This window comes from Aeromonas sp. S41-2, from assembly GCF_027705845.1.
GTDB classification, from domain to species: Bacteria; Pseudomonadota; Gammaproteobacteria; order Enterobacterales; family Aeromonadaceae; genus Aeromonas; species Aeromonas hydrophila.
The window spans coordinates 237,771-264,400 of the sequence record NZ_JAPDCG010000001.1; the positions used below are offsets into that span (position 1 = coordinate 237,771).

Sequence of the window (26,630 nt, forward strand, 5' to 3'; positions counted from 1 at the left end):
CCTCTCGACTCATCCGCTGAACCATCCTGATTTTCTGCCTCTTCTGCAACCCGCTCAACCCTCGCTGACCAAACTCACCGCCTTGATGTAGGCGTAGATCTGCTGGTTTGGGGCGAGTGCCAGCCGTCTGGCGGAACGGCTGGTGATCCGGGCCAGCAGTATCTGCTGACCCAGCGCCAACTGCAACAGGGTCTGGCCGGGACGCACTTCGCGTTCGGCCAGCAATCGAGTGGTGAGGCAGTTGGAGAGGCTGGAATGTTCGATGGGGGCGGTGGCGATCACCACGTCCCGCCCGGCCACCTTGATCTGCAAGGGGCCGCCATCGTCCGGCACCTGGGTCATGGTGACCCGCAACTGCTGCTCGCCGAGCTGCAGGGTCGCCATCTGCTCGTCGTCATCGTAGTGAGAGAGGGCCGCCGCCAGCATCACCCCGGCGTCGTCACGACTGGCGAGCGACAGATCGGTGCGGGCGAAGATCTCGCTCGGCCGGCCTTGTGCCTCCACCCGGCCATCCGCCAGCAGCACCAGCTGATCGCACAGCAGGCTCACTTCCTCCATGGCGTGGCTGACGAAGATCATCGGAATGCCGCTCTCCTGCTGCAAGCCCTTGAGCACGTGGGCCTGATGGATGCGGCTGCGTCTGTCCAGCGCAGAAAAAGGTTCATCCAGCAGCAGCAGATCAGGCTCGGCCAACAGGGCCCGGGCCAATGCCACCCGCTGGCGCTGGCCGCCGGAGAGGCCATGGGCCGGCTGGGGCAGCAGTTCGGCAAAGCCGAGCCGGGTCGCCAGCGCTTCGGGTTGCCAGCGCCCTCGCCCCTTGCGAGCCGCCAGTTGCAGGTTGCCGAGCACACTCAGATGGGGGAAGAGGCGCGAATCCTGAAACACCAGCCCGATGCGGCGCGCCTCGGGCAGCAGATCGCTCAGCGCCCTGCCCTGCCAGTTCAGCTTGTCGCCCGGCGCCCTGTCCAGCCCGGCGATGATGCGCAGCAGGCTGCTCTTGCCGCAGCCGGAGGGGCCGAACAGACCGAGGATGCCCCCCAGCTCCAGCGCCAGTTCGCAGTCGAGGGTAAAGGCGCCAAACGCCCGCTTCGCCTTGAGCAGCAACGGTTGCGCCTTGCGGGTGTCACTCATCCGAACAGCCTCCGTTGCCGGCGCTGCAGCACCCCGTACACCAGCACCAGCATCACCAGCGAGAAGCCCATCAGGCCACCCGCCAGCAGGTGGGCATTTTGATAGTCCATCGTCTCCACGTGATCAAACAGGGCGATGGAGAGCACCTGGGTTTCGCCGGGGATATTGCCGCCAATCATCAGCACCACCCCGAACTCTCCCAGGGTGTGGGCAAAACCGAGCGCCGCCGCCATCACGAAGCTGGGCAGCGTCATCGGCAAGATGATGTGAAAGAAGCGCTCCACCGGCCCGAGCCCCAGGGTGGCAGCAGCCTCCAGCTCCTTGTTGCCCATGTTGACGAAGGCGGAGGTGAGCGGCTGTACCACGAAAGGAAGCGAGTAGAGGATGGAGGCGAGCAGCAGGCCGGTAAAACTGAAGGCGAGCGGCGCCCCGAAGGTGTCGCGCCACCAGGCGCCCAGGCCATAAGAGGGGGAAAAGGCAAGCAGCAGATAGAAACCGAGCACCGTTGGCGGCAGCACCAGCGGCAGCGCCACCAGGGCCTCCACCACGGGTCTGAGCCTGTGCTGGCTGCGCGACAGCCACCAGGCCAACGGCGGCGAGAGCAGCAGCAGGATGGCGGTGGTGCTGGCTGCCAGTCTCAGGGTGAGCCAGACCGCCAGCAGATCCCCTTCACTCATCGGACTCACTCCCAACGCCAGCTCCAGCACCAGACACGGCGAATGAGCCGCACTCCCGGTAGCGCTGATCCCGAGTGAGACGAATCATTGCCAGCAGATCTCTTTCAGTACTCATCGCCCACCTCTCGGGTGAATTCAGGCAACGGCATGGTGCGCATCCTTATCACAAAAGTGGGCCGACCCGAGGGCCGGCCACTCATCAGGCAGGTGTGTGATTGCGCCATCAATGGGGCAACGCATAACCTGCCGCCTTGATCTGTGCCTGACCCGGCCCCTTGAGCCAGGCCACCAGCGCCTCGACCGCCGCCCCTTTCTTCAATACCAGCCCCTGCTGTTCGATGGGCGGATAGAAGTCGGCCGGCACGGCCCAGGCTTCGCCGGTCTTGCCCGCTTCCACCAGGTTGGCCCAGGCGACGAAACCCAGTTCGGCGTTGCCGGTGTCGACAAACTGCCAGGTCTGGCCGATGTTGGTGCCGGTCAGCAGGCGGTACTGCTTGGGATCGATCTTGAGATGGTCGAGGGTCGCCATGGCGGCGGTGCCGTAGGGAGCGGTTTTCGGGTTGGCGATGGCGAGGTTGCCCTTCCAGCTGCGCAGGGTTGCCTCGTCAGGAGCCGGCCCGCCCTTCTGCCACAGACCCAGCTGGCCGATGGCGTAGGTGAAACGCTCGCTGCCCTTGCCCTCCTGCTCCAGCTTCTGCGGGGTTTTCACGTCGGCAGAGAGGAAGAGATCGAACGGGGCGCCGTGGCTGATCTGGGTGTAGAGCACCCCGGTCGCGGCGGAGGAGATGGCCAGGGTGTGGCCGGTCTTGGCGGTGAACTCCTTGCCGATGCGCTCTATGGTGCCCTTGAAGTTGGCGGCCACGGCCACCTTGACCTCGTCGGCCTGCACGGCACCTGCCTGCAGCGCACTGGCGCAGACCCCGGCGATGACAACGGATAACAGCGGTTTCATTCCTTTACCTCCTGACTGGGGCCGCGTTTATGCATCCCCAGCCAAGGGGGCAGCCCCGAAAACAGGGGCCGCGGCTCCCGATGAGCCAGCCCCCTTGAACAGGTCAAGCTTGCCAGCGGGCGGCGGCAGTGTTGTCGCTCTCCTTGGCCTCGACCCAGCGTTGTACCCCTTCGGCGGTCAGCTCTTTTTTCCAGAACGGCGCCCGGGTTTTCAAGAAATCCATGATGAAGTGGCAGGCCTCGAAGGCCGCCTCGCGGTGGGCACTGCTCACCACCACCAGCACGATCTGATCGCCGAGCAGCAGCTCGCCGATGCGGTGGATCAGAGTGCACTCCTGCAGGGGCCAGCGGCTGCGAGCCTCGGCCACTATGTCCGTCAGCGCCTTCTCGGTCATGCCGGGGTAGTGCTCGAGGGCCAGCCCCTTCACCTGCTCCCCCTGATTGAAGTCGCGTACCTTGCCGACAAAGCTGACCACGGCGCCGGTATCCTGCCGGGCGGCGAGGCGGGCATATTCGTCGGCCAGCGAGAAGTCATCCCGCTGCACCAGAATGCGATCGGTCATGGTTGCCTCGCTCATCCTTAACCTCCGGTCACCGGCGGGAAGAAGGCGACCTCATCGCCATCATGAAGGGGCGTATCCAGCGGCACCAGGGTCTGGTTGACCGCCACCAGTAGCTTGCCCGCCTCCAGCGCCAGCGCCCACTTGTCGCCGCGCTCGCTCAAGGCGCTGCGCAGTTGCTCGGCACTCGCGTAGTCGCACGGCAGGCTCAGCTCGTCGCAGGCCACCAGCTCTCTCACTTGGGCAAAAAAGAGTACCTTGATCATGCTTGCTCTCCGTCAGTCACACCCAGCTGAAAATGGCCGGACTTGCCGCCCTTTTTCTCCACCAGCCGCACCTGTTCGATCACCATGTCCTTTTGTACCGCCTTGCACATGTCGTAGATGGTCAGCGCCGCCACCGAGGCGGCGGTCAGCGCCTCCATCTCGACCCCGGTCTTGCCGGCCAGCTTGCAGAGGGTGCGAATGTGGACCCTATTTTGCTCCGCCTGGGGTTCTATCTCTACCTCCACCCGGGTAAGGGCCAGCGGATGGCAGAGGGGAATGAGATCCGAGGTCTTCTTGGCGGCCATGATGCCGGCGATGCGGGCGGTGGCGAACACGTCCCCCTTGTGGTGCTGACCGCTCAGGATCAGGGCCAGGGTCGCGGGGGCCATGGCGACAAATGCCTCGGCGCGAGCCTCACGCTCGGTCACCTGCTTGTCGGTCACATCCACCATGTGGGCTTCGCCGCTCTGGTTGAGATGGGTCAGGTTGGGCTGAGTCTGCTTGGGTTCGGTCGGGTTCATCAAAGGCCCTCAAAGATGGGAGACAAAGTTGCACGGCTTGGTGCGGGCATCGAGCTGGTCCTGGACAAGCTTCTCCCATCCCAGCTGGCAGGCGCCGGGGGAGCCTGGCAGACAGCAGATCAGGGTGCGATTGGCGAGCCCCGCCAGTGCGCGGCTCTGCATGGCGGAGCCCTTGATTTCGGCAAAGGAGAGCTGGCGGAACAGTTCGCCAAAGCCCTGTACGGTGCGCTCGAACAGCACGCCGACCGCCTCGGGCACCCGGTTTTGTTCGTTGAAGCCGGTGCCGCCGTTGATGAGCACCACCTGCACCCCCTCATCGGCGATCCAGTCACTCACCTGAGCGCGAATGCGAAACAGGTTGTCGGGGCAGAGCGCCCGGTCGGCCAGCACGTGGCCGGCATCGGTCAGGGCAGAAACCAGATAGTCGCCCGCACTGTCATCGGCGGCGGTACGGCTGTCGGAGACCGTCAGCACGGCGATCTTGAGGGGAATGAATGCGTTGTTTTTCTGTCCCATGGGCAGCTCCTGATGGTAAAGGACCGTGAGCAAAGAGAAGAAAAGTGGCCAGGATCCCGGCTGGCAGCGCTCGATTGCGAGGAGAGGCTCGTGTCCGTCAGGACCAAACCTTGACCAGTCGGTCACGCGCTGCGACTCACGGCGGGCCGATTCTACCAAAACTCGCGCCAGAGGGGGGATTAAAAGGGCGCCCGACGGCGCTTTTGCCCTGACCGGACGGAATATGAACAGGCCGGGCGAACCCGGCCTGCATCAGGTGGGCTTAGAAGCCCTTCACGCCCGTCATGTCGGGCAGCTGGTGAGCGATACCCTTGTGACAGTCGATACAGGTGCTCTCGCCGCTGGCCAGACTGGTGGAGTGCATCTGGGCACCCCGTTTGCCTTGCAGGGAGAAGTCCATGTATTCGAAGTTATGGCAGTTGCGACACTCCCTCGAATCCGTGTCCTTCATCCGCTTCCACTCCCGCTCGGCCATCTCGCGCCGGTGCGACTCGAACTTCTCGCGGGTATCCACCTTGCCGGTCAGCATGCCCCACAGCTCCTTGGACGCCTGCACCTTGCGAATGATCTTGTAGGTCCATTCATGCGGCACGTGGCAGTCCGGGCAGCTGGCGCGCACGCCAGAACGGTTGGCGTAGTGGATGGTGTCGCGGTACTCCACGAACACGTTGTCCTTCATCTCGTGGCAACCGGTACAGAACTTCTCGGTGTTGGAGGCTTCCATGGCGGTGTTGAAACCGCCCCAGAAGATGACCCCGCCGAAGAATCCCATCAACAGCAGCACCCAGAGGGCGGCCTTCGAGGGAGACTTGAAGGTGGTCCACAGACGCTGCACAAAACCGGGTAATTTCATCTATGGGCTCCTCAGTTCAGCGCTTCAACTGGTTTAAACGTATTTTCCACCAGCGGCTTGGCATCCGCTTGCGGCACGTGGCACTGCAGGCAGAAGTAGCGACGCGGCGAGACCTCGCCCAGGGTCATGCCGTCACGGGTCTCGAAGTGAGTCGGGCTGATCTTGGGGGCCTTCATGGCGCTGGCGTTCTTGAAGCTGTGACAGGCCAGGCACTTGTTGACCTTGTTGTCCACTTCATAGTTGCGGGTGTCGTGGGGGATCAGCGGGGGCTGATGCATGTACTGGCGATCGTAGAGGTCACCATCCTTGCGAAAGTTCTTCATGGGGGCCGCATCGGCATCCGTCACCAGATCCGTGTTCCCCCGCTCCGATTTGATGCCCCCCGTGCTGTTGGTGATTTCGGGGACTGCCGCCATCAAGGAACCTGCCATCAGACAGGCCAGCATTGCTCCAATCAGCTTCTTCATTATGTGTTCTCCGACGTTTTCTCTGCCTTGACGGCAAAACCTACAGTGATTTCAAAAACTTGCTCCGCGCAGACATCGATGCAACGGCCGCAGTTGGTACACTCCTGAGCCACAATCAAGGGCCCGTGACCACGCTTGGCACCGTGAACGGGGCCGCGCAGGATGGGACGTTCCGGGCAGACCGCATAACAATCCATGCAGTTGCTGCACCGCTCGCGCCCCTTGGCAGAAATCTTGATGAACCCGACCCGGTTGACCAGGGCATAGAAGGCCCCCACCGGACAGAGGTGACCGCACCAGCCCCGCTCCACCACGAAGAGGTCGAACAGGAACAGCACCGCCAGCAAGGCCCAGCCTGCCCCCATGCCAAACAGCAGGCCGCGCAGGGTGAGCGACACCGGATTGACCAGCTCCCACACCAGTACACCGGCGATGGCCGGTGCCACCAGCACCATGGCCAGCAGCCAGTAGCGGGTGGTGCGGCTGAACTGACCGTTGCCCTTGAGGCCAAGACGACCCCTGAGCCAGGCCGCGGCATCGGTGACCAGGTTGACCGGACAGACCCAGGAGCAGAAAACCCGTCCCCCGACCAGCCAGTAACCCAGCAGCACGATGACTGCCCCCAGCCAGAGGGTGGGGATGGGCCAGTGGCCCGCCGCCAACGACTGCAGCAGGGTCAGCGGATCCGTGAGCGGCACCGTCTCCAGCAACAACGAGCTGGAGAGATTGCCCTTGAGGATCCAGATGCCCGCCAGCGGCCCCAGCAGGAACAGCGTCAGCACACCGAACTGGCAGAGCCGGCGCAGCAGCAGGAAGCGGTGTGACCGCCACCAGCCCAGCCTGGCGGTAGCCTCGGCTCCCGGATAACGACTCATAGCCCCTCCGGTTTGCGGGTTGGCAGAGTGAGCCTGTCGCCGATGAGCGATTTGCCCGCCTTCGCCTTCTCTTCCCAGCCGAGCCGGTAGTGGTGGCCGATCTCCCCCTTGGCGAGCTGGCGAGGCACCACCTTGATGGCCGCCTCCTCCAGCACGCAGGCATGCTCGCACTTGCCGCAACCGGTGCAGATATCGCTGTGCACCGTGGGCAGGAACATGGCGTGCTTGCCGGTGCGCTGGTTGTGCTGCAGCTCCAGGGTGATTGCCTTGTCGATCAGTGGACAAACCCGGTAGCAAACGTCGCAGCGCAGCCCCAGGTAGTTGAGGCAGGTCTCGTGATCGATGAGCACTGCCACTCCCATCCGCGCCTGATCGATGTCGGTCATGGTCTGATCCAGCGCCCCGCTCGGGCAGGCCACCACGCAGGGGATGTCTTCACACATCTCGCACGGGACGGCGCGCGCCTTGAAGTAGGGGGTGCCGGTGGTCACGGGTTCAAACAGCCGGGCGAGCTTGAGAGTGTCGTAGGGGCAGGCCTCAACGCAGAGCCCGCAGCGCACGCAGGCGCTGAGGAACTGCGCCTCGTCGAGGGCGGCCGGCGGGCGCAGCGCCTGGGCAGGCACCGCCTGCACCTGCTGGCGCGCCATGCCGCCGAGCCCCACGCCAAGCAGGCCCACACCGCAGGCCCCCTTGGCCATGTCGGCCAGAAACTGGCGCCGACTACGACTCATCTCGCGCTCCCCCGCCTTATGCCTTGACGACCTTGACGGCGCACTTCTTGTAATCCGTCTCTTTGGAGAGCGGATCGGTGGCGTCCAGGGTCAGCTTGTTGACCAGTTGGCTCGCGTCGAAGAAGGGCATGAACACCAGTCCCTTGGGCGGACGGTTGCGACCGCGGGTCTCGACCCGGGTCTTCACCTCACCTCGGCGGGAGGAGACGATCACCTCTTCACCACGGCGCACGCCACGGGCCTTGGCATCTTCCGGGTGCATGAACAGCACCGCATCCGGGAAGGCGCGATAGAGCTCGGGGACCCGGCGGGTCATGGTGCCGGTGTGCCAGTGCTCCAGCACGCGACCGGTGGAGAGCCACATGTCGTACTCTTTGTCCGGTGCCTCGGCGGCCGGCTCATAGGGCAGCGCGAAGATGACCGCCTTGCCGTCGGGCTTGCCGTAGAAACGCACCCCTTCGCCCGCTTTCACGTAAGGGTCGAACCCTTCGCGATAGCGCCACAGGGTCTCCTTGCCGTCCACCACCGGCCAGCGCAGGCCGCGGGCTTCGTGATACTGATCGAACGGTGCCAGATCGTGGCCATGGCCGCGACCGAAGGTGGCGTACTCTTCGAACAGCCCCTTCTGGACATAGAAACCAAAGTGCTCGGCCTCGTCGTTCAGCGCCCCCTTGCTCTGCTCTTTCGGGAACTGGTTGACCTGGCCGTTGGCATAGAGCACGTCGAACAGGGTCTTGCCCTTCACTTCCGGCATCTTGGCGATGAGTTCGGCTGGCCACACCTCTTCCACCTTGAAGCGCTTGGAGAACTCCATCAGCTGCCACAGGTCGGACTTGGCCCCTTCCGGCGGCTTGACCTGCTGGTGCCAGAACTGGGTACGGCGCTCGGCGTTGCCGTAGGCCCCCTCTTTCTCCACCCACATGGCGGTCGGCAGGATGAGGTCAGCCGCCTGGGCGGTCACGGTCGGATAAGGGTCGGACACCACGATGAAGTTGGCCGGGTTGCGATAACCGGGCAGCCCTTCTTCGTTCATGTTCGGGCCGGCTTGCATGTTGTTGTTGCACATCACCCAGTAGGCGTTGAGCTTGCCGTCCTTGAGCATGCGGTTTTGCAGCACGGCGTGATAACCCACCTGCTCCGGGATGGTGCCTTCCGGCAGCTTCCAGATCTTCTCGGCGATGGCGCGGTGCTTGGGTTCGGTCACCACCATGTCGGCCGGCAAGCGGTGGGCAAAGGTACCCACTTCACGGGCAGTGCCGCAGGCGGAGGGCTGGCCGGTCAGGGAGAACGGACCCGAGCCCGGGGTAGAGATCTTGCCGGTCAGCAGGTGGATGTTGTAGCAGAGGTTGTTGGCCCAGACACCGCGGGTATGCTGGTTGAAGCCCATGGTCCAGTAGGAGACCACTTTCTTGCTCGGATCGGCATAGAGCTGGGCCAGCTTCTCGAGCTTGTCCTTCGGCACGCCGGAGAGCTTGGAGACGGACTCCAGATCGTAATCCGCCACGAACTTGGCGAAGTCGTCGAAGCTCATCGGGGTGGAGTCGCCGCTGTCCGGGTTCTTGGCCTTCTGCTGCAGCGGGTTGGTGGGACGCAGGCCGTAACCGATGTCGGTCACCCCTTTGCGGAACTGGGTGTGCTTGTTGACGAACTCCCAGTTGACCTTGTCGTTCTGGATGATGTAGTTGGCGATGTAGTTGAGGATCGCCAAGTCGGTCTGCGGGGTGAACACCATGCCGTTGTCCGCCAGCTCGAAGCTGCGGTGCTCGAAGGTGGAGAGCACGTGCACCTGCACATCCTGGTGGGACAGGCGGCGATCGGAGATGCGTGACCAGAGAATGGGGTGCATCTCAGCCATGTTGGAGCCCCACAGCACGAAGGCGTCGGCCTGCTCGATGTCGTCGTAGCAGCCCATGGGTTCATCCATGCCGAAGGTACGCATGAAGCCCACCACCGCGGAAGCCATGCAGTGACGGGCATTGGGATCCAGGTTGTTGGTGCGCAGACCCGCCTTCATCAGCTTGGCGGCGGCATAGCCTTCCCACACGGTCCACTGGCCGGAGCCGAACATGCCAACCGCAGTCGGCCCCTTCTCTTTGAGGGTGGCCTTGAACTTCTCGGCCATGATGTCGAAGGCCTGATCCCAGCTGATGGGGGCGAAGTTGCCGTTCTTGTCGAACTTGCCGTCCGTCATGCGCAGCATGGGCTGGGTCAGCCTGTCCTGGCCATACATGATCTTGGACAGGAAGTAACCCTTGATGCAGTTAAGGCCGCGGTTGACCGGTGCATCGGGATCGCCCTGGGTCGCCACGACGCGCCCATCCTGGGAACCCACCAGCACGGAACAGCCGGTACCGCAGAAACGGCACGGTGCCTTGTCCCAGGTGATGGCGGTCTTGTCGGTACTGGTGATCAGATTGGCCGCCAGCGTAGGGGCACTGACACCAGCAACGGCAGCGGCTGCCGCCACCGCGTTGGCCTTCATAAAGTCGCGTCGACTCAGCTTCATGGCATATCCTCACATTGCTTATCGCGTAAGTTGTCGAGTGTATCGAACTGGTTTTGGCTCAGGGCGGCGAACTCGTACCCCGGCATCGCTTTATCTTTGCATCCATGGCGGCCATTACGATGAGTCACGCAGGCTCGGCCTCATGGCGCTACTCCTTGCACTGGGCCTCGAGCTCATCAAACTGGTGGTAAATCAGGGCGGCGGACAATACGCCCGGCATCGCATTGATGGCGTCGATGGCCGCCATGATGGGACGCTGGCTCGGACCTTCCAGGGTCACCACCAGCTTGCCCTCATCACTGACGGCATGGATCTCGGCCCCCTCGAGGGTCGCTATTTCGTCTGCGAGCTGGTGACGCAAGGAGGGCTGGGTCAGCACCACCAGGCTCGATACATGGAACTCTTGTTTCATTGTGACTCCTGCTTCACACAGATCCTGCTTCATCTGGACTCCTCGCCAGCGGGTGCCCCCACCCGGATGCTGCCCACCGGACAATCCATCACGCAGGCACCGCAACCGGTGCAGGCTGCCGCATCGATGCTGGGGGTCGGCACCCGGCCCAGCACGGGGGAGAAACGGATCGCCCGGGGCTCGCAACTGTCCTGGCAGCGCTGGCAGAATACTTGGCCATGGGCCAGACAGTTGGCTTCAATATGGGCGATGTATTGCCAGGGTGCCTCCGTGGTCGGGCGAAATATCGGCACTTTGCAAGCGGCGACACATTCCCCGCAAAAAGTGCACTCGCCGCGCAGAAAATCCACGCTTGGAAAACCACCATCGCCCTTGACCAAGATCTGCTCCGGGCAAGCCGTGAGGCAGTCACCACAACGGGTGCAGTCGGCGGCAAAATCGGACCAGGCGACGGACCAGGGCAGTTGCACCCGAGGCTCATTCGATGTCAGACGACCCCGAAACAGACTGCGACGCGACAGGTTGACCCCATCCGGCATAACGGCTCCTTGCTGCTGATAATGGCGCACGAGTGAGTCCCATGACAGGTATTTTCAATACCTATTATAAGAGTGGGTGTATATTGCGGCCCTGACAAGTTCAGGGATATACCACCAGGGAGATAATCAGGGGGGATTCTTGCGCTGGATCAAACCCTTGGCGCAATAAAGAACAATGGGGGAAAGGCAAAATACCCCCATTTGAGGATTGCTTATTAATCGATGGCTATTTTTGTCGGCTGCCGTGGATCAGCCGCCGATGGAGGCCAGATGCGGGGTCATGCCGGCATTGCCTTCGTGCAGTCGATGGGTCGCCGCCTTGCCGACAAGGGCGCTGCGGATCCGCTGCTGCAATTCATCCTGCTGGCCGTCGGCCGTCAACAGATCCCGCAGCTCCACCCCGTGATCGCCGAACAGACAAAGGTGCAGCTTGCCAAGGGAAGAGACCCGCAGCCGGTTGCAACCGGCACAGAAATCCTTGCTGTAGGGCATGATGAGCCCAACCCCGCCCATCGACTCCGGGTGCATGAACACCTGGGCGGGGCCATCGTCGGCACCACGCAGCTGCTGCAGCCAGCCGGCATCGAGCAGACGCTGCTTGATGAGCGCCCCGCTGGCGTGATGATCGCGAAACAGGGTATCCATCTCGCCGGTCTGCATCAGCTCAATGAAGCGCAGCTCGATGGGCTTGTGCCGGATCCAGGCCAGAAACGCATCCAGCTGATGATCGTTGAGTCCCTTGAGCAGCACGGCATTGATCTTGACCGACTTGAAGCCGGCGGCCAGCGCCGCTTCGATGCCATCCATCACCTCCGCCAGCTTGTTCTCACCGGTGATCTGGTGAAACTGGCGCGGATCCAGGCTGTCGACGCTGACGTTGAGGGCGGTCAGGCCCGCATCGAACCACTCCTGGGCTCGCTCTTTCAAACGATAACCGTTGGTGGTCATGGCCACCTTCTCGATGCCGGGGGTATTGGCCACCGTATCTATGATGGCGGTGAAGTCCCGGCGCAGGGAGGGCTCCCCACCGGTCAGGCGCACCTTGCGGGTGCCCATGGCGGCAAATCCGGATACGACGCGGCGGATCTCTTCCAGAGAGAGGAATGGCTGACGCCCCGCCTTGTCACCGACCGGTGGGCGGTAACCATCGGGCAGGCAGTAGGTACAGCGAAAATTGCACACGTCGGTGATCGACAGGCGCAAATAGTAGAAACGACGGGAAAAACCATCTTGCAGTGGCGACATAAACACCTTTCCAAATACGGGAGGCCAGGGCATTTCTTTCCTGACCCTTACAGCTCGAACATCGGCTGACGGCGGTTTCCCCCTATCATGAGGACTTAGGCAAAACCGCTCGGAGTTCATCTAGTTTTTCGATGCTAGCACAAGTTGGAGTACACTCCCATGCTACTTTGTGGGGTTATTGTCTGAAGTGAAGGAAGAGAGCCGGCATGGGAAAGTGGTTCAAGGTACATTCGGTCAGCAGCGCCATCGGGCGCTCCATGGTGCTCATCCTGTTCATGGCAAGCCTGATCGCCGTGGTGGCCATGGTGACCCTGTTCTATTCGGTGCCTGACGCCAAGGCGATCAACCTCTCCGGCTCCCTGCGGATGCAGGCCTATCGGATGGCCTACGAGATTGAACAGGGCCAGCAGGTGCTGAGCCGGCTCGATCAGTTCGAGCAGACCCTGCACGCCGCCGAACTGCAGGAGACCCAGCGCTGGATCACCCCCGCCTCCCTGCGCCGCACCTATGGCGAGGTGCTGCAGCAGTGGCAGGTAATGCGCGAGCACATCGAGAACGCTACCCCGCGGCGCTACACCGACAACACCGAGCAGTTCGTCGCGGCCATCGACGACTTCGTCAACCAGATGCAGTACCACGTGGAGTTCAAGGTGCGCATGCTGGCGCTGGCCGAAGGGCTGGGGCTGCTCTCCATCATCACCATCGCCTGGTTCACGGTGCGCTTTACCCGCCAGCAGGTGGTGGCTCCGCTCAACCAGCTGGTCTATTGCGCCCGCCAGATCCAGCGCCAGGAGTTCGACCTGACCCTGCCTCCCCACTGCGAAAACGAGCTGGGGGAGCTGTCGGGGGCTTTCGTCACCATGGCCGACGAGCTCGGCAAGCTCTACCGGGAGCTGGAGAGCAAGGTCGAAGAGAAGACCGCCAAGCTGCAGCAGGCCAACGACACCCTCTCCTTCCTCTACAGCACAGCCCAGAAGCTGCACGCGGCGCCGCTGAGCCGGCGTACCCTGCTCAAGTTGCTGGAGCGGGCGGCGGCCCACCAGCACATCGACTACATCCGGCTGACCCGCTTCGAGCACAATGCCATGCCGGACTACATCACCGGCCGCAAGGGCTGGCCCGGCGATCTGGATGCCGTGGTCAGCTTCTATCTGCAGATGGACGAGCAGGAGTATGGCCGGCTCGACGTCATCAGCAGCCACCCCATCGACGAGCGGCTGATGAAAAACTTCTCCATGCTGCTGGCCCAGGTGCTGCACAAGGATCAGACCCTGCTGCAACACCAGCGCCTGCTGCTGATGGAAGAGCGGGCCGTCATCGCCCGCGAGCTGCACGACTCGCTGGCCCAGGCCCTCTCCTATCTCAAAATCCAGTCCACTCTGCTCAAGCGCTCCTTCGCCAAGGGGGATACGGTCAAAGCCGAAGCCGCCATGCAGCAGATCGACGAGGGGCTTGGCAGCGCCTATACCCAGTTGCGCGAGCTGCTCGGCACCTTCCGTCTCAGCATTGGCGACGCCAACCTCGGTGAAGCCATCAAGGTGATGCTGGAGCAGCTCAAGCCGCAGACCCAGGCCGACATCAGGCTCCATTACGGTCTGGCCGATACCGATCTCGAAGCCGGTCAGCATATCCACATCTTGCAGCTGATCCGTGAGGCAGTGCTCAATGCCATCAAACATGCCAGTGCGCAAGTGATTGATGTTAGCTGTGAGACCCTCGCCGATGGTAACATCCAGGTTCAGATTTCAGATGATGGTGTCGGAATAGGGATCGCAAGCTCGGCGGTCAACCACTATGGCCTGAGCATCATGAACGAGCGTGCCAGCAAGCTGCATGGTCTGCTGACCATCAGCGAAAGGCCGCCCAGAGGCACCTGCGTACATCTGACCTTTCCCACCAGCCTAACAAGAGATGCCTGATGGACGAGATGAAATATAGTGTTCTGGTCGTGGATGACCATCCCCTCATGCGCAAAGGGATTGTGCAGCTGCTGGCCCTGGAGGAGAACATCGAAGTCGTCGGTGAAGCTTCCAACGGTACCGATGCCGTCGCCATGGCCAAGGAGTCCGAACCGGATCTGATCCTGCTCGACCTCAACATGAAAGGCCTCTCCGGTCTGGACACCCTCAAGGCGCTGCGCACCGAGGAAGTGACCTCCCGGGTGGTGATCCTGACCGTGTCCGACGCCCGTCAGGACGTGGTGGCGCTGCTCAAGGCCGGCGCCGACGGCTACCTGCTCAAGGATACCGAGCCAGAGATGCTGCTGGCCCAGCTGGCGGACGTGATGACCGGCAAGCAGATCCTGAGCGAGCCGCTGCGTCCCTACCTCGAGAACATCTACGAGCTGGATCACCTGCAGCAGAAGCTGGAGAGCTTAACGCGTCGCGAAATGCAAATCCTGCGCGAAATTGCAAAGGGCCTCTCCAACAAACAGGTCGCCTCCGTGCTCCATATTTCCGAAGGCACGGTCAAGGTACACGTCAAGAGCCTGCTCAAGAAGCTCGAGGCGCAAAGCCGCGTGGAAGCTGCTGTCATGTACCTGGAGCAGCGCAACTAAACGCCCTCCCATCCAGCAAAAAGCCACCTTCCGGTGGCTTTTTTCATTCTCTGGCACAGTCGCTGCATTGTCCTATTCAGCAACTACTCAATGGAGGATGGAACATGAAACTTCAACCCTTGGCACTGTTCCCCTTGCCTTCCCACATACTGCCTGGTGGCAAGCTTCCTCTGCGTTTGTTTGAACCGCGCCACCTGCAGATGCTCAAAGAGTCATTCATCGATGACCAGGGCTTTGGCATCGTGATGGAAGAGGCGACGACAACTGGCAAGTCCGGGCGGATCCTGCCGGTCGGCACCCGGGTCAAAGTCACCGACTTTTACACCCTGAATGACGGCCTGCTCGGCGTCACCGTACTCGGCATGGAGCGTTTCTGCATCCACGAGATGGAAACGGACGAGCTGGGTCTGCGCCGGGCCAGAGTCGAAGCCCTGCCCAACTGGCCGAGCACCCATTCAGACTTCAGCGACAAGCCGCTGGTGACCCGGCTGCGGGAAGTGTTTGAACAGTATCCGGAACTGGATGAACTTTACCCGGACAAGCAGTTTGACGATGCGGCCTGGCTCTGCCAACGCTGGCTCGAAATTCTGCCGATGCCGATCTATGAAAAGCAGATGTTGATTGCTAAACAAAATAGCGAAGCGGCCCGTCAATTCTTGCGCCGACTGATCGCACAGTGAGTCAGAAGTGTATTGCAAAATGCGAATATTCCGATAATGAAAACAAGAGTTTCGCATTTTGCAAATGAAGCGCCCAATAGAAATCAATAACCGCGCTGCAAGCCGCATAAACTGGTTCTGAAAAGTTGGCACGACTTTTTCATATAGAATCGTACAACCCGATTTATCCCGTGCTCTCTTCAGTATTTGCTGAAGAATTGGTCAACCACCCAGGTTGACCATTTTTTTTAGCTGCGATCCGGCGCTGCGGGTTGAAAATGGCGTTGCAGACACTCTCGCAGCCGCATCAGACTTATCGGTTTGGCCAGAAAGTCATCCATCCCCTGGGCCAGGCAACGAGCCCTGTCTTCCGCCATGGCGTTGGCTGTCAGCGCCACGATGGGCACGCTACAACCCAGTTCTCGCAGACGCCGGGTCGCCTCCAGTCCATCCATCTGCGGCATCCGCATGTCCATCAGGATGAGATCCGGCCGTTGCTCCGCCACCTGGGCCAGCGCCTCCAGCCCGTTGGCCGCGACTCTGACCCGGCTCACCAGCTTTTGCAGCATGAGCGATACCACCAGCTGATTGACCGGACTGTCTTCCACCACCAGCACATCCAGATCCTGAATGGGCTGCTGATCCGGCTCGGGCCGGCTGCTGCATTCACATGGCAGTGCCATGCCCGGCAAATCGAACCAGAAGCAGCTCCCCTCACCGGGGGCACTGCGCAGCTGAATGCTGCCGCCCATCAACTCCACCAGCCGCTTGCTGATGGCCAGCCCCAGCCCGGTGCCCGAGAAGCGGCGGGTGGCCGAACTGTCGACCTGAGAGAAGGGTTCGAACAGCAGCGCCTGATCCTCGGCCGAGATACCGATCCCGCTGTCGGTCACCGAGACCCTCAACTGCTGTTCATGCCAGCTCAGTTGCAGCAACACGCGGCCCTGACTGGTGAATTTCACCGCGTTGCCGAGCAGGTTGCTGATCACCTGGGAGAGGCGCACCGGATCCCCCTGCAACTGGGCGGGTACGGCGTCGTCCACCCGCCAATCAAGGTCGATACCCTTGCTGCCCGCCTGCGCCAGCAGCGGCTCGATGAGGGACTGACAAAGCTGGGCCGGCTGCAGCGTCTCGCAGTGAAACTCCAGGGTATGGGATTCAATCTTCGAGAAATCGAGCACGTCGTCGATGATGGTCTGCAGCAGACGAGCCGCATGGGTGGCGTGGCCCAGCAGCGTCTGTTGCTGGGGTTCGAGCTGGGCGTGTTGCAGCAGGTCCAGCATGCCCAGCACCGCATTCATGGGAGAGCGGATCTCGTGGGTCATCATGGCCAGGAACTGCGACTTGGCGCGGTTGGCCGCTTCCGCTTCGTCCCGCGCCCTGGCCAGCTCCTGCTCACGGCGGATCTGGTTGCCCACATCCCGCGCCGTGCCGCGGTAACCGATAAAGACACCGGCCGCATCGAAACAGGGTTCGGCGTTGATCTCCATCCAGCGTGGCCCCTTGGCCAGGCTGACCTGGGCCCGCACCGCCCGCACCGGCAGGTGCAGGCCGATGAGCCGGCGATACTTGCCCCATTCGGGGTCGCGCCTGTCATGGGCGTAATCATAGAGGCTCTGGCCGGGTTGATGCACCAGCATGTCTCCCTGCTGGCCGGGGGCCGATACATAGCTCAGCCGGTGCTCGGTATCCGTCTCCCAGAACCAGTCGGACGCCATGCCGGCAAAGCTGCGAAAACGCTGCTCGCCCGCTTGCAGCGCCAGCGTTTTCAGCTCGACCTGTTCCTGCAGGCGGGCTCGATAGGCGATGTTGACCAGCGCCTGGGAGATGAGCGGACGACAGCGCTGCATGGCCGCCTTGCTCTTGAGATCGAAGGTCCCCATCACGGCGTGACGGCAGATGAGCACACCGGAAAAACCGGGAGCGCGCAAGCCCGTCATCATCACGCTGGCCCAGCCCTCAACATCGGCCAACGGCGCCAGTTCGGGCAACTGGGTCGGATCATAGATGACCAGGGTCTCTCCCTCGATGGCGCGAGAGAACAGCGGGGTCAGCTGCCAGCTGTGCCCCACTTCGCCATCCTGGGTGCTGAGGTGGGTGATGCCACCTTCTCCTTCCCAGGCCACCACATCCGCATGTTCGAAGCCGATGAAGGGCTTGAGCACCTGAATGAGGCTGTCCAGCACCTGTTCCAGCGTCTGGGCATCGGCCAGCGTCGCCACCCCGCACAACAGGGTCTGCGACTCCTGGCGGTATTTGGCCTCGCGTTCCCGGCAACGCACCAGCTCCACCAGGGTGGTCTGCAGCTTGTCGCCGAGGGCTTCCAGTTCCGAGTTACCTATCATCTTGTTTCCAGCGCAATGTCAGCTGTCGAGGAAGATCACGCTCGAGACCATCAGGTTGCCGTGCGCCAGCTCACCATGGGGCAGGCGGCCCTGCTCGCCGAAGGTGAACGGGGTGATGAAGGGGATGTCCCCCAGCCGGGTATGAAATTGATCGACAAATTGGCATAAGCTATCACCAAGAGCCAAGCGACAACCAGCACAAAAAATCACAAGGGCGCCAAACGGCTGCATCTCGGTGGCCATGCCGTACTCGGGTTCGATGCGGGTTGCATTCAAACTGCGTTGCAGCAAGCCCTCCTGACTGCTGTACATCAGCAGCAACCGCTCCCCGACCTGAGTATCGGTAAAGAGGCGCAATCCGCCACCTTCTGTCACGGCCTCCGGGTGGGAGAGCTTGTAATAGGGCATGTCATCCAGGGTGCCCACCTGTCTGGCCAGCGGTGAAAGGGTGGTATCCCGCAGGATGGGGCCCACCGGCCAGGGGGTTGTCCGTCCGCTCCAGCGAGCATAGACCTCGGCCGCGGGCTCATGATCGATGGTGAGGATCTCCCGTCCCGACAGGGCCGTGATGGTGCCGCGATATTCGGTGGGGACATAGCCGGAGTGAAACTGGAACGCCAGCTGGCAATCGGGATAGAGCACGGCCAACGCGACGCCTTCGCGGGTACTGCCCTCATCCCAGCACAGCTGCCAGTCACCGCTGACGCTGTTGTCGGCGGCGGAGCCCCCGACGACCGGGACCGTCGTGCCCAGCTCGGCCTCGATGCTCTCCAGCATCGCCTCCTCCTGGCCCGGGCTTGCATGCAGCAAGATGAGTTGTGGCAGCTCGCCGGGGCGCCCCCCGTCGGCGATGGCACTGCGCAGCAGCTGGCGCACATCCACCGCATCCCCCGCCTGGCCCGCCACGCCGTAGGCTCCCTTGTCATCGTAGATCGCCGCCACTGCCAGACCGATCCCCTGGCGGGCATGATGGCCGGTCTGGGTCATGACCCCGCCACATGAGCTGCAACCTATCATCCGAGACGACGGGAACTGCTGTTTGAAGTGATGGCGCAGTTCCTCGGCATCGTGAGCCTGAGTAAAATAGACCAGTAACAGCGAAGGGGGATGAGGTGATTGAGCGAGCAGCCGCTCACTGACCTGCCGGGCAGCCAGCAGGGAGGTCTCTTCAAGAGAGTGAGCCGTCAGGAAGTTCAACACCATCTCCTAGTTGTTCATGATGCTGGGGGTAAGCAAAAATCATACCTTAATCAAACAATTATCCCGTCTTATCGATTAGAATCACATTCAATTGAGCCCAACCACAGGAAAACGGCATGTGGCAGAAGAACATCAATGATTTTGACCGGGTCGTCGCCATCGGTGGCGGCCACGGCATGGGCCGCGTGCTCTCTTCACTCTCGTTTCTGGGATCGCGCCTGACCGGCATCGTCACCACCACCGATGATGGCGGCTCTACCGGACGACTGCGCAAGAGCCAGGAGTGTATCGCCTGGGGGGATCTGCGCAACTGCCTTAATCAACTGGTGACCGATCCCAGTATCGGCAGCCTGCTGTTCGAATATCGGTTCGCCGGTCGCGGCGAACTGGCAGGCCACAACCTCGGCAATCTGATGCTGCTGGCGCTCGACAACCTCTGCGTGCGCCCTCTTGATGCTATCAAGCTCATCAGCGACATGCTGAAAATAGAGTCACAATTGTTACCCATGTCTGAATTTCCCACCGACCTGTGCGCCCACACGGCCTGTGGCAACCAGATCCTGGGGGAAGTCTCCATCGATCAGCTCGACACCCCACCGCTCTCCCTCAGCCTGAGCCCGGAGGTACCGGCCACCCGCGAGGCGGTGCAGGCATTGGCACAGGCCGACATGATCATCCTCGGCCCCGGCAGCTTTCTTACTTCCATCATGCCGCCCCTGCTGCTGGCTGAGGTGGCCCAGGCCATCAACGAGAGCGATGCCATGCTGGTGTTCATCTGCAATCTGGTCGCCGAAAACGGCCCTGCCAGCCAGCTCAGCCTGCACAATCAATGGCGCTGGCTGGAGTCACGGGTTGGCGCGGGTCGGGTCGATGCCATTCTGGCCCCGGCGGGGGAATACCCGGCAGAGCTGGCTGGCCGATTGATCCTGGCCGAGCTGGGTGAGGCCGCCCTCCCCCATCGGCACGATCGCCTGAAATTGAAGCTGGCACTGGACAGGGTTATCCAGCAACTGGTCAATCAACGCTAGCGGACGGGTAGAGGATGGCAAGTCCGGCGCCGATGCGCCGGCTGCAGGGACTCAGTGATAGTTGGCGAGGTGGGAGAGCACCTGGGGCAGGGATTTCTCCAGCTCGGCCAGCAAACGGGCGACTTGCTCGCCATCTTCATGTTTGCAGGCTTGTTCCAGCGCCACCACCTGCTGGTAGCTGAGCTGGGCGCCATAGCTGCCACAGGAGGACTTCATGCTGTGGGCAAGCCGGGCCAATGCGGGCCAGTCCTGTTGTTCATAGAGTGGGCGCAGCTGGGCAAGCTGTTCCCCCACCTCTTCGATGAAGACCGAGATCACCACCGGCATCATCTCCTGGCCGATATCTTCCGCCAGCTGTCGCAACACCTTCTGATCCAGCCACTCCATTCCGTCATCCTCCTGATGGTATTCAAACAGACCATACTATAGATGCCCGGCACGACTCAGTCACGTCTCATCGCCGTCAGAAAATCGAACTCAAACGGGATGTACATGAGAAAAGCGTGATCAGGATCGCCTAACCAGACAATAGATGGCCAAGTTGCAACATAAATGTTGCCATTAAATTAACAATTAAATAACAATGGCGACCGTGAGAATGATGCGACTCAGCAACACCTCTCTCATCCCTTTTGCCTGTATGGCTGCTGCGAAGAACCAGGGTAGGATTCTACCCTGGTATTTTTTTATCTCTGGATCAGTTGATTATCACAGCTGATTGGCACCAACCCGCTCACCCAGTCGAAACAGACTGAACTCGCCTGGCGCCATTTTTACCCAGTCTTCATTACCGGTCAGCGGCCGGGTCGCAATCAGGGTTACCACATCGTCCGGTGTCGTCTCGCTCTGAAAGTCGATAGCGACATCTTCATCTAGCAGACGGGCCTCCCCGAACGGAGCTCGCCGGGTCAGCCAGTAGAGGTTGTTGCTGCAGTAGGTCATCACGAATTCCCCATCCGACAGCAACATGTTGAATACCCCCAGGCCGCGCAGCTCGTCGCACAGGGTCGCCAGGTAGCGAAACATGGCGGGAAAGTTGGCAGGGCGTCGGGGATATTTCTGTTCCAGCCGATCGAGCAGCCAGCAGAAGGCGTGTTCGCTGTCGGTGTCGCCCACCGGTCGATGGCGGCCGGTGGCCAACCCTTTGTAACCCGTCAACTGGCCATTGTGGGCAAAGGTCCAGTAACGGCCCCACAGCTCGCGGGTAAAGGGGTGGGTATTCTCCAGCGAGACGCAGCCGCGGTTGGCCTGCCGAATATGGCTGACCACGGCGCGGCTCTTGATGGGCAGCGCCTGCACCAGCCTGGCAATCGGCGACTGGGCGCTGGGCTCGGGATCCTTGAAGGTACGAAAGCCTTTCCCTTCGTAAAAAGTGATGCCCCAGCCATCCTTGTGAGGCCCGGTCTTGCCGCCGCGCAGCATCAGGCCGGTGAAGCTGAAGCAGATATCGGTCGGCACATTGGCACTCATGCCGAGCAGTTCGCACATAGGCTGCGGGCTCCTTGCTTACTTGACCATCTCATTGCCAATCGGCCGGTTCAGCCTGCGCTGACACCGGCCGCTTGCGCAAGATCCCGCCGGGACACGGCCAGACAAGGCACGACTATCCCGGCTCGAGATCCCTGCCTTACTTGGCCATCTCTTTTTCGACCAGCTGGATCAGGATGTGGATCACCTTGATGTGCACTTCCTGAATGCGGTCGGCGTAACCAAAGTGCGGCACCCGGATCTCGACATCGGCCAGACCGGCCATCTTGCCACCGTCCTTGCCGGTCAGCGCAATCACCTTCATGCCTTTGGCATGGGCAGCTTCAATGGCTTTCAGGATATTGCCGGAGTTGCCGCTGGTGGAGATGCCGAGCAGCACGTCACCGCGACGGCCGACTGCCTCTACGTAGCGAGAGAAGACGTAGTCATAGCCAAAGTCGTTGGATACGCAGGAGAGGTGGCTGGGATCGGAGATGGCGATACCGGCATAACCGGGGCGGTTGTCGCGATAACGGCCGGTCAGCTCTTCGGCAAAGTGCATGGCGTCGCAGTGGGAGCCACCGTTGCCACAGGAGAGTACCTTGCCTTCCTGCTTGAAGGAGTCAGCGAGCAGCTTGGCGGCCGCTTCGATGTCCTTGAGATTTTGCTCATCTGCCAGGAACGCCTGGAGCACGCTGGCAGCTTCGGTCAATTCATTGCGGATCAGTTCTTGGTACATGATGTCTCTTCCAAAATATGGGCCGCGCCATTGTCGCACAAGCCAATCCCGGAGTCGCCCCCTGCCCGTCACGCGCCCCTCTGCAGGACGTTATGCCGATCACAGAGCCAAGGTAACAGGCTTGTAAACAGCTTGATAAGTTTGTGCGTATGAATTACAACAGGGACCATATCCAACAGGTCAGACCTCTGGATCAGTTCAACCATATTCACCCAACTTCGGCAACTCATGCAAGGAGCGAAAAATGACGACGACCCTCACTCTGCTCGGAGTGATCCTGGTGATCGGCGCCATGGCTTATCGCCGGGCGTCTCTGTTCACCTCCACGCTTGCCACCGCGGCAGCCCTGATTGTCGGCACCCTCTATGGCCACGTTCCCCTGCTGGTCTGGGCGCTGTTTGCCGTGATCGCCATCCCCCTCAACCTGGTAGATTTTCGTCGCAACCAGCTGACCAAGCCGCTGTTCAAACTCTACAAATCCATCATGCCGGAGATGTCCCGCACCGAGAAAGAGGCCATTGAAGCGGGCACTACCTGGTGGGAAGCAGACCTGTTTGCCGGCAACCCAAACTGGAAGAAGCTGCACGCCATTCCGGTCAGCACGCTGTCTGCCGAAGAGCAGGCGTTTATGGACGGTCCGGTTGAAGAAGTGTGCCGCATGGTCAACGACTGGGAAGTGACCCACGAGCGAGCCGACCTCTCTCCCGAAGTGTGGCAATACCTGAAGGACCACAAGTTCTTCGCCATGATCATCAAGAAGAAATACGGCGGGCTGGAATTCTCCGCCTATGCCCAATCCTGCGTGCTGCAAAAGCTGTGCGGCGCCAGCGCCGTGCTGGCCTCCACCGTCGGCGTACCCAACTCGCTGGGCCCGGGTGAGCTGCTGCAACACTATGGCACCGACGAGCAGAAGGATTACTACCTGCCCCGCCTGGCGGTTGGCAAGGAGATCCCCTGCTTCGCCCTGACCAGCCCGGAAGCGGGTTCCGACGCCGGCTCCATCCCCGACTTCGGCATCATCGCCAAGGGTGAATGGGAAGGAGAAGAGGTGCTCGGCATGCGCCTCACCTGGAACAAGCGCTACATCACTCTCGCCCCGATTGCCACCGTTCTCGGTCTGGCCTTCAAACTGCGCGACCCGGATCACTTGCTGGGTGACGAAGAAGAGCTTGGCATCACCTGCGCCCTCATTCCGACCCACATCAAGGGAGTCGACATCGGCCGCCGCCACTTCCCGCTCAACGTGCCGTTCCAGAACGGCCCGACCCGCGGCAAGGACGTGTTCGTCCCGCTCGACTTCATCATCGGCGGCCCGGCCATGGCCGGTCAGGGCTGGCGCATGCTGGTGGAGTGTCTGTCAGTCGGGCGCGGCATCACCCTGCCCTCCAACAGCACCGGCGGCGTCAAGATGCTGGCCCTGGCGACCGGCGCCTACAGCCGTATCCGTCGCCAGTTCAAGCTGCCCATCGGCAAAATGGAAGGGATTGAAGAGCCGCTGGCCCGTCTCGGTGGCAACGCCTACATCATGGGGGCCGCCGCCAACCTGACCGTGACCGGCATCGACCTGGGCGAGAAACCCTCGGTCATCTCCGCCATCGTCAAATATCACCTCACCGACCGCGCCCAGAAGTGCATCATCGATGCCATGGACATCCACGGCGGCAAGGCCATCTGCATGGGCCCCAACAACTATCTGGCCCGCGGCTATCAGGGTGCCCCCATCGCCGTCACGGTGGAAGGAGCCAACATCCTGACCCGCAGCATGATCATCTACGGTCAGGGCGCCATCCGCTGCCACCCGTACGTGCTGCCGGAGATGCTGGCCGCCAGCCACCCGGATCAGGAACAGGCCCTCAAGGACTTTGACAAGGCGATGTTCAGCCACGTCGGCTTTGCCATCAGCAATCTGGTACGCAGCTTCTGGTTAGGTTTAACCGGTGCCCGCTTCGCCGCCGCGCCGTTCAAGGATCAGACCAAGGGCTACTACCAGCAGCTCTCCCGCCTCTCTGCCAACCTGGCCTTCCTGTCAGACATGGCAATGGGCACCCTGGGTGGCGAACTCAAGCGCAAGGAGCGGGTCTCCGCCCGTCTTGGCGACGTACTGAGCCAGCTCTATCTGGCCTCCAGCGCCCTCAAGCGCTATCAGGACGAGGGTCGTCAGCACGCCGACCTGCCGCTGCTGCACTGGGCACTGCAAGATGCCCTGTTCAAGGCGCAGGAAGCCATCGACGAATTGCTGCGCAACTTCCCGAATCGCTGGATTGGTCTTGCTCTGCGCATCATCGTGCTGCCGCTGGGTCGCGACCTGAAACGCCCGAGCGACAAGCTGGACAGCCAGGTCGCCCGCATGCTGCAAACCCCGAGTGAAACCCGCAGCCGTCTGGCCCAGGGGCAATATCTCACCCGCGAAGAGGGCAACCCCTTCGGCCTGCTGGAGCAGGCGCTGGACGACGTGCTCTCTGCCGAGCCGCTGTTTGAGAAAGTATGCAAGGCTGACGGCATCAAGCGTCCGTTTATGCAACTGGACAAGGTGGCAGAGATCGGCCTGGCGCAGGGAGTTCTCAACCAGACCGAAGCGGACCTGCTGCGCCGCGCCGAAGAGAGCCGCTTGCGCACCATCAACGTTGATGATTTTGATCCCATCGATCTGGTGGCCAACAAGACACTGTTCGAGCCATCGGCCTATCACAGAGCCGCCTGACAGACACGCTAATAGTCAAACGCCTCCCATGTGGAGGCGTTTTTTTATGGGGCTGAAGCAGGATGACGACAAAGAGATTTCACAGATCAAATTTTATTTCTCAATAAGTTTCCTATCCTTAGTGAAGCAGTTAATGTAAGCACAGGATCCCAAACAGGATTGCATGATGGATGACCAAATCCTGATTATTGACGATGACGATCTGCCCCTTCTCGATGACCAGCAGGCTGGATGGAAGGTGATGATTGTGGACGATGAACCCGAGGTTCATCGCATCACCAAGATCACCCTGAGCAAGTTTGAATTCGATAATAGACCCATTGAATTTTTGCATGCTTATTCAGCCGCCCAGGCCAGGGAGTTGCTCGCCAAGACCCCGGACGTAGCACTGCTGCTGCTGGACGTGGTCATGGAGGTCGATCACGCCGGTCTCGATGTGGTCAAATTCGTGCGCGAGGATCTGCAAAACAAGATGGTGCGCATCGTGCTGCGTACCGGCCAACCCGGTCAGGCCCCGGAAGATGACGTGGTCACCAACTACGACATCAACGACTACAAGGACAAGACCGAGCTCACCTCCCAGAAGCTGCGCACCCTGCTGCGGGCCAGCCTGCGTTCATACCGCGACATCCGCACGCTGGAGAGCAATCGCCAGGGGCTGGAAAAAGTCATTGAGGCCTCCAAGGGGATCTTCGAGAAACGGGCCCTGCGCCAGTTTGTCGAAGGGGCTCAGGAACAGCTCGGGGCCCTGCTCAGTCTGGAAGAGTCGCAAATCTACGACGTGAAGCAGTTCGCCTACGAAGTACGGGATCAAATTCTGGAGCCCCTGCTGCCGGGCCACCCGTCACTGCGACTGGCAGATGCACCCTCCATTCTGCGCCAGGCCATGGCCAATCGTGCCAACGTCTATGATGGCAACCAGATGGTGCTCTACTGCCAGAACCCCCGTCATCACCTGCTGTTTCATATCGAGACCACTCGCCAGCTCAGCCAGATGGACATGGGGCTGCTCAGCCTGTTTACCGAAAACATCATAGTGGCACTGGAGAACATCCGGCTCAACGAGGTCATCGCCGACAACCAGCGCGAGATCATCTATCGGATCGGCGAACTGGTGGAGACCCGCTCCAAGGAGTCCGGCCTGCACGTGAAACGGGTCGCCCTCTACACCGAACTGTTCTGCCAGCTGCTCGGCATGAGCGAGGAGCAGAGCGAGCTCATCAAGCGCGCCTCCCCGCTGCACGACATCGGCAAGGTGGGCATCCCCGACGCCATCCTCCACAAACCGGGCAAGCTGACCCCCGAGGAGTGGGAGATCATGAAGACCCACGCCCAGCTGGGGCAAGATATGCTCTCCGGCAGCGATCTGGCGCTGTTCCAGATTGGCGCCACCATCGCCGGCAACCACCATGAAAAGTGGAATGGCAGCGGCTATCCCCGTGGCCTCAAAGGTGATGCCATTCCGTTGGAAGGGCGGGTGGTGGCGCTGGCCGACGTGTTTGATGCGCTCGGCTCGGATCGCTGCTACAAGAAGGCCTGGCCGCTGGACAAGGTACTGGCACTGATCCAGGAGGAGAAAGGTCAGCACTTCGATCCCCAGTTGGTAGAACTGATGCTGGCCAACCTCGACAAATTCCTCGAGATCCGCGATCAACACAAGGACATCTACGTCGGGGAACATTGA

At 61.4% G+C, this 26,630-nt stretch carries 26 protein-coding genes and 1 riboswitch; of the genes, 6 read left to right on the forward strand and 20 right to left on the reverse strand.

Features of this window, described 5'->3' with window-relative positions; translation table 11 throughout:
- Positions 1–54: 54 nt before the first annotated feature.
- The 15 genes from modC to moaA form a co-directional block, all read right to left on the reverse strand.
- Entirely contained in the window at positions 55–1,131 is a 1,077-nt protein-coding gene (gene modC, locus OKC44_RS01085) for a molybdenum ABC transporter ATP-binding protein (protein ID WP_270810552.1), read from the reverse strand.
- A complete protein-coding gene (modB, locus tag OKC44_RS01090; protein WP_016350259.1) occupies positions 1,128–1,808 on the reverse strand; it encodes a molybdate ABC transporter permease subunit in 681 nt (226 codons plus the stop codon). Before modB ends, modC begins: the two co-directional genes overlap by 4 nt.
- Positions 1,809–2,031: 223 nt before the next feature.
- Positions 2,032–2,760 (reverse strand): molybdate ABC transporter substrate-binding protein, encoded by a 729-nt coding sequence (gene modA / locus OKC44_RS01095; RefSeq protein ID WP_024943770.1) that lies wholly within the window; start codon positions 2,758–2,760, stop codon positions 2,032–2,034.
- 103 nt (positions 2,761–2,863) lie between these two features.
- Positions 2,864–3,337 (reverse strand): molybdopterin synthase catalytic subunit MoaE, encoded by a 474-nt coding sequence (moaE, locus tag OKC44_RS01100; protein ID WP_011705489.1) that lies wholly within the window; start codon positions 3,335–3,337, stop codon positions 2,864–2,866.
- A 2-nt stretch (positions 3,338–3,339) separates the two neighbouring features.
- On the reverse strand, positions 3,340–3,585 hold the full coding sequence (gene moaD / locus OKC44_RS01105) for a molybdopterin synthase sulfur carrier subunit (protein ID WP_024943771.1): 246 nt from the start codon (positions 3,583–3,585) through the stop codon (positions 3,340–3,342).
- On the reverse strand, positions 3,582–4,106 hold the full coding sequence (gene moaC, locus OKC44_RS01110) for a cyclic pyranopterin monophosphate synthase MoaC (RefSeq protein ID WP_016350255.1): 525 nt from the start codon (positions 4,104–4,106) through the stop codon (positions 3,582–3,584). Before moaC ends, moaD begins: the two co-directional genes overlap by 4 nt.
- A gap of 9 nt (positions 4,107–4,115) precedes the next feature.
- Positions 4,116–4,622, reverse strand: a complete 507-nt coding sequence (gene moaB / locus OKC44_RS01115) for a molybdenum cofactor biosynthesis protein B (protein WP_011705486.1) — start codon at positions 4,620–4,622, stop codon at positions 4,116–4,118.
- Positions 4,623–4,884: 262 nt separating this feature from the next.
- Entirely contained in the window at positions 4,885–5,475 is a 591-nt protein-coding gene (locus OKC44_RS01120; protein ID WP_011705485.1) for a cytochrome c3 family protein, read from the reverse strand.
- 11 nt (positions 5,476–5,486) lie between these two features.
- On the reverse strand, positions 5,487–5,942 hold the full coding sequence (locus tag OKC44_RS01125) for a nitrate reductase cytochrome c-type subunit (RefSeq protein WP_011705484.1): 456 nt from the start codon (positions 5,940–5,942) through the stop codon (positions 5,487–5,489).
- Entirely contained in the window at positions 5,942–6,817 is an 876-nt protein-coding gene (gene napH, locus OKC44_RS01130; RefSeq protein ID WP_011705483.1) for a quinol dehydrogenase ferredoxin subunit NapH, read from the reverse strand. Before napH ends, OKC44_RS01125 begins: the two co-directional genes overlap by 1 nt.
- Positions 6,814–7,548: a ferredoxin-type protein NapG gene (gene napG, locus OKC44_RS01135; protein WP_270810555.1), complete on the reverse strand. Its 735-nt coding sequence runs from the start codon at positions 7,546–7,548 to the stop codon at positions 6,814–6,816. The genes napH and napG overlap by 4 nt, the downstream gene beginning before the upstream one ends.
- Before the next feature lie 16 nt (positions 7,549–7,564).
- Entirely contained in the window at positions 7,565–10,054 is a 2,490-nt protein-coding gene (gene napA / locus OKC44_RS01140; protein WP_016350252.1) for a nitrate reductase catalytic subunit NapA, read from the reverse strand.
- 148 nt (positions 10,055–10,202) lie between these two features.
- Entirely contained in the window at positions 10,203–10,466 is a 264-nt protein-coding gene (locus OKC44_RS01145) for a chaperone NapD (RefSeq protein WP_024943776.1), read from the reverse strand.
- A gap of 29 nt (positions 10,467–10,495) precedes the next feature.
- Positions 10,496–11,005 (reverse strand): ferredoxin-type protein NapF, encoded by a 510-nt coding sequence (napF, locus tag OKC44_RS01150; protein ID WP_011705479.1) that lies wholly within the window; start codon positions 11,003–11,005, stop codon positions 10,496–10,498.
- 249 nt (positions 11,006–11,254) lie between these two features.
- A complete protein-coding gene (gene moaA, locus OKC44_RS01155; protein WP_270810557.1) occupies positions 11,255–12,250 on the reverse strand; it encodes a GTP 3',8-cyclase MoaA in 996 nt (331 codons plus the stop codon).
- Positions 12,238–12,377: riboswitch (molybdenum cofactor riboswitch) on the reverse strand. Its footprint overlaps the gene before it by 13 nt.
- 79 nt (positions 12,378–12,456) lie before the next feature.
- Between moaA and narQ the strand changes: the two genes are divergently transcribed.
- From narQ to OKC44_RS01170, 3 genes are all read left to right on the forward strand, one after another.
- Positions 12,457–14,169 (forward strand): nitrate/nitrite two-component system sensor histidine kinase NarQ, encoded by a 1,713-nt coding sequence (gene narQ, locus OKC44_RS01160; RefSeq protein WP_016350249.1) that lies wholly within the window; start codon positions 12,457–12,459, stop codon positions 14,167–14,169.
- The gene (gene narL, locus OKC44_RS01165; RefSeq protein WP_011705476.1) at positions 14,169–14,807 is read left to right on the forward strand and encodes a two-component system response regulator NarL; all 639 of its coding nucleotides are present in this window, start codon (positions 14,169–14,171) and stop codon (positions 14,805–14,807) included. The genes narQ and narL overlap by 1 nt, the downstream gene beginning before the upstream one ends.
- A 104-nt stretch (positions 14,808–14,911) precedes the next feature.
- Positions 14,912–15,487 (forward strand): LON peptidase substrate-binding domain-containing protein, encoded by a 576-nt coding sequence (locus OKC44_RS01170; RefSeq protein ID WP_011705475.1) that lies wholly within the window; start codon positions 14,912–14,914, stop codon positions 15,485–15,487.
- Between the two features lie 227 nt (positions 15,488–15,714).
- Here the strand turns inward: OKC44_RS01170 and OKC44_RS01175 are convergent, their stop codons facing one another.
- Both OKC44_RS01175 and OKC44_RS01180 read right to left on the reverse strand, forming a co-directional pair.
- Positions 15,715–17,811, reverse strand: a complete 2,097-nt coding sequence (locus tag OKC44_RS01175; RefSeq protein ID WP_270810560.1) for an ATP-binding protein — start codon at positions 17,809–17,811, stop codon at positions 15,715–15,717.
- An 18-nt stretch (positions 17,812–17,829) separates the two neighbouring features.
- Positions 17,830–19,014: an FIST signal transduction protein gene (locus OKC44_RS01180; RefSeq protein ID WP_270810561.1), complete on the reverse strand. Its 1,185-nt coding sequence runs from the start codon at positions 19,012–19,014 to the stop codon at positions 17,830–17,832.
- Between the two features lie 113 nt (positions 19,015–19,127).
- Between OKC44_RS01180 and OKC44_RS01185 the strand changes: the two genes are divergently transcribed.
- On the forward strand, positions 19,128–20,039 hold the full coding sequence (locus OKC44_RS01185) for a gluconeogenesis factor YvcK family protein (RefSeq protein WP_039213739.1): 912 nt from the start codon (positions 19,128–19,130) through the stop codon (positions 20,037–20,039).
- Between the two features lie 51 nt (positions 20,040–20,090).
- Here OKC44_RS01185 and OKC44_RS01190 read toward each other — a convergent pair whose 3' ends face one another.
- The 3 genes from OKC44_RS01190 to lpcA form a co-directional block, all read right to left on the reverse strand.
- A complete protein-coding gene (locus OKC44_RS01190; RefSeq protein WP_270810562.1) occupies positions 20,091–20,426 on the reverse strand; it encodes an Hpt domain-containing protein in 336 nt (111 codons plus the stop codon).
- A 321-nt stretch (positions 20,427–20,747) separates the two neighbouring features.
- The gene (locus OKC44_RS01195; RefSeq protein ID WP_029301368.1) at positions 20,748–21,527 is read right to left on the reverse strand and encodes a class II glutamine amidotransferase; all 780 of its coding nucleotides are present in this window, start codon (positions 21,525–21,527) and stop codon (positions 20,748–20,750) included.
- A gap of 139 nt (positions 21,528–21,666) precedes the next feature.
- A complete protein-coding gene (lpcA, locus tag OKC44_RS01200) occupies positions 21,667–22,245 on the reverse strand; it encodes a D-sedoheptulose 7-phosphate isomerase (protein ID WP_270810563.1) in 579 nt (192 codons plus the stop codon).
- A gap of 244 nt (positions 22,246–22,489) precedes the next feature.
- On the opposite strand from lpcA, the gene fadE reads away from it, so the two are divergent.
- Both fadE and OKC44_RS01210 read left to right on the forward strand, forming a co-directional pair.
- Positions 22,490–24,946: an acyl-CoA dehydrogenase FadE gene (gene fadE / locus OKC44_RS01205; protein ID WP_270810565.1), complete on the forward strand. Its 2,457-nt coding sequence runs from the start codon at positions 22,490–22,492 to the stop codon at positions 24,944–24,946.
- A gap of 166 nt (positions 24,947–25,112) precedes the next feature.
- The gene (locus OKC44_RS01210; RefSeq protein WP_011705467.1) at positions 25,113–26,630 is read left to right on the forward strand and encodes an HD domain-containing phosphohydrolase; all 1,518 of its coding nucleotides are present in this window, start codon (positions 25,113–25,115) and stop codon (positions 26,628–26,630) included.

Coding starts and splice junctions, on each gene's coding strand:
- OKC44_RS01120 (WP_011705485.1), bottom strand. CDS start 5,475: ATGAAATTACCCGGTTTTGTGCAGCGTCTGTGGACCACCTTCAAGTCT.
- narL (WP_011705476.1), top strand. CDS start 14,169: ATGGACGAGATGAAATATAGTGTTCTGGTCGTGGATGACCATCCCCTC.
- narQ (WP_016350249.1), top strand. CDS start 12,457: ATGGGAAAGTGGTTCAAGGTACATTCGGTCAGCAGCGCCATCGGGCGC.
- napA (WP_016350252.1), bottom strand. CDS start 10,054: ATGAAGCTGAGTCGACGCGACTTTATGAAGGCCAACGCGGTGGCGGCA.
- modA (WP_024943770.1), bottom strand. CDS start 2,760: ATGAAACCGCTGTTATCCGTTGTCATCGCCGGGGTCTGCGCCAGTGCG.
- OKC44_RS01210 (WP_011705467.1), top strand. CDS start 25,113: ATGGATGACCAAATCCTGATTATTGACGATGACGATCTGCCCCTTCTC.
- lpcA (WP_270810563.1), bottom strand. CDS start 22,245: ATGTACCAAGAACTGATCCGCAATGAATTGACCGAAGCTGCCAGCGTG.
- OKC44_RS01125 (WP_011705484.1), bottom strand. CDS start 5,942: ATGAAGAAGCTGATTGGAGCAATGCTGGCCTGTCTGATGGCAGGTTCC.
- OKC44_RS01175 (WP_270810560.1), bottom strand. CDS start 17,811: ATGATAGGTAACTCGGAACTGGAAGCCCTCGGCGACAAGCTGCAGACC.
- OKC44_RS01190 (WP_270810562.1), bottom strand. CDS start 20,426: ATGGAGTGGCTGGATCAGAAGGTGTTGCGACAGCTGGCGGAAGATATC.
- moaD (WP_024943771.1), bottom strand. CDS start 3,585: ATGATCAAGGTACTCTTTTTTGCCCAAGTGAGAGAGCTGGTGGCCTGC.
- napG (WP_270810555.1), bottom strand. CDS start 7,548: ATGAGTCGTAGTCGGCGCCAGTTTCTGGCCGACATGGCCAAGGGGGCC.
- moaB (WP_011705486.1), bottom strand. CDS start 4,622: ATGGGACAGAAAAACAACGCATTCATTCCCCTCAAGATCGCCGTGCTG.
- OKC44_RS01145 (WP_024943776.1), bottom strand. CDS start 10,466: ATGAAACAAGAGTTCCATGTATCGAGCCTGGTGGTGCTGACCCAGCCC.
- modC (WP_270810552.1), bottom strand. CDS start 1,131: ATGAGTGACACCCGCAAGGCGCAACCGTTGCTGCTCAAGGCGAAGCGG.
- OKC44_RS01170 (WP_011705475.1), top strand. CDS start 14,912: ATGAAACTTCAACCCTTGGCACTGTTCCCCTTGCCTTCCCACATACTG.
- moaC (WP_016350255.1), bottom strand. CDS start 4,106: ATGAACCCGACCGAACCCAAGCAGACTCAGCCCAACCTGACCCATCTC.
- napF (WP_011705479.1), bottom strand. CDS start 11,005: ATGCCGGATGGGGTCAACCTGTCGCGTCGCAGTCTGTTTCGGGGTCGT.
- fadE (WP_270810565.1), top strand. CDS start 22,490: ATGACGACGACCCTCACTCTGCTCGGAGTGATCCTGGTGATCGGCGCC.
- moaA (WP_270810557.1), bottom strand. CDS start 12,250: ATGTCGCCACTGCAAGATGGTTTTTCCCGTCGTTTCTACTATTTGCGC.
- modB (WP_016350259.1), bottom strand. CDS start 1,808: ATGAGTGAAGGGGATCTGCTGGCGGTCTGGCTCACCCTGAGACTGGCA.
- napH (WP_011705483.1), bottom strand. CDS start 6,817: ATGAGTCGTTATCCGGGAGCCGAGGCTACCGCCAGGCTGGGCTGGTGG.
- OKC44_RS01195 (WP_029301368.1), bottom strand. CDS start 21,527: ATGTGCGAACTGCTCGGCATGAGTGCCAATGTGCCGACCGATATCTGC.
- OKC44_RS01185 (WP_039213739.1), top strand. CDS start 19,128: ATGTGGCAGAAGAACATCAATGATTTTGACCGGGTCGTCGCCATCGGT.
- moaE (WP_011705489.1), bottom strand. CDS start 3,337: ATGAGCGAGGCAACCATGACCGATCGCATTCTGGTGCAGCGGGATGAC.
- OKC44_RS01180 (WP_270810561.1), bottom strand. CDS start 19,014: ATGGTGTTGAACTTCCTGACGGCTCACTCTCTTGAAGAGACCTCCCTG.